Origin of the sequence: Streptomyces phytophilus (assembly GCF_013870535.1) — a bacterium.
Lineage (GTDB): Bacteria > Actinomycetota > Actinomycetes > Streptomycetales > Streptomycetaceae > Streptomyces > Streptomyces phytophilus.
The window spans coordinates 1-1,567 of record NZ_JACBXC010001352.1; the positions used below are offsets into that span (position 1 = coordinate 1).

The 1,567-nt window shown below is 72.9% G+C and carries 2 protein-coding genes; one reads left to right on the forward strand and one right to left on the reverse strand.

Annotated features, from left to right (window positions below; translation table 11 throughout):
* The first annotated feature begins 61 nt into the window (after positions 1-61).
* Entirely contained in the window at positions 62-913 is an 852-nt protein-coding gene (locus tag H5J30_RS32295; protein WP_181791196.1) for a class II fructose-bisphosphate aldolase, read from the forward strand.
* Between the two features lie 74 nt (positions 914-987).
* Here H5J30_RS32295 and H5J30_RS32300 read toward each other — a convergent pair.
* Positions 988-1,567, reverse strand: a 580-nt coding sequence (locus tag H5J30_RS32300; protein ID WP_309505696.1) for a CBM35 domain-containing protein, incomplete at its 5' end; no start/stop codon positions are given.

The following is a 1,567-nucleotide window of genomic DNA, read 5'->3' on the forward strand; positions in this document are numbered from 1 at the left end:
AGACGCTGCCGCGCACCGAGATCACGTCGGGCCGCGCCGCGGCCCGGGATGGGGCCTGAAGATGCCACTCACGACCACCGGAGAACTCGTCACCGCCGCCCGCGCCGCGGACCAGGGCGTGGCCGCGTTCAACGTCATCACGCTGGAGCACGCCGAGGCCATCGCCGCCGGCGCGGAGGCGGCGGGCGCGCCCGCGATCCTCCAGATCTCGGAGAACGCCGTACGGTTCCACGGCGGCCGGCTCATGCCGCTGGCCGCCGCGGCGGCGGCCGTGGCGCACGCCTCGTCCGCGCAGCTGTCGCTGCACCTGGACCACGTCGTCTCCCCCGAACTGCTGCGCTCCGCGCACGGGCTCGGCTTCAGCTCGGTGATGTTCGACGCCTCGAAGCTGCCGTACGCCGAGAACGTCAAGGCCACCGCCGAGGCGGTGCGCTGGGCGCACGAGCACGCGATCTGGATCGAGGCAGAGTTGGGGAAGGTCGGCGGCAAGGAGGGCGAGGCGCCGCTCGACGCGCACGCGCCGGGGGTGCGTACGGACCCGGACGAGGCGGTCGCGTACGTCACCGACACCGGTGTCGACGCGCTGGCCGTCGCGGTGGGCAGCTCGCACGCCATGACCGAGCGCACGGCGGCGCTGGACCACGAGCTGATCGGCCGGCTGCGGTCGGCGGTCGCGGTGCCGCTGGTGCTGCACGGCTCGTCCGGCGTGCCGGACGGGGAGCTGCGGCAGGCGGTGGCGGCGGGCATGGTGAAGATCAACGTGGGTACGGCCCTGAACACCGCGTTCACCGGCGCCGTCCGCGCCCGGCTGGACGCGGATCCGGCCGTGGTGGACCCGCGCAAGTACCTGGCGCCCGGCCGGGACGCGATGGCCGCGACCGTGCGGCGGTTCCTTGAGGTCGTGGGCGGCTGACGGCCGCAGGGACGGCGACGGGCCCGTAGCGGCGCTACGGGCCCGGACGCACCGGCGCTACGGCACCGGAAGCCCTACGACGTGACCTGGCCCTTCTTCAGCTCCACCTGGCTGATCGCGGTCTGGCAGTCCTTGTTGCCCGACTCGCAGGACAGCGTGATCTCGTTGGCGCCCTCGTCCAGGTTGATCCACTGGTAGGTCCTGGTCCAGCCGGCCTGCCAGTCGTTCTTCTTCGCCTTCGCGAAGTTCTCCATGTTCACCGACCGGCCGTCGCCGTTGACGGTGAGGGTGAGCTCGGCGTCCTTGCCCGGCACGCTGTAGTCGACGAAGAGCGTGTACTCCCCCGCCGCGTCGACCTCGGGCTTCCAGGTCGCGGACGCGCCCTCGTTCTCCATGCCGTGGACGTACGAGCCGTCCTCGGAGACGTTCGTGTCGCTGCCGACGACCGCGCCGCCGGCCAGCTCCAGCTTCGTCCCGTCCTCGCTGGGCGGGTCGATCGGGTCCTTCGCCGGCTTGTCGTCGCCGTTCTTGGGCCCGTCGTCGTCGCCCTTGCCGTCGGGGCTGGGGGCGACGGACTCCGCGTCGCCGCCGCCGACGTCCGAGCCTTCGCCGTCGCCGCTGAAGAGCACCGCGGCGACGATGGCGATCACGACC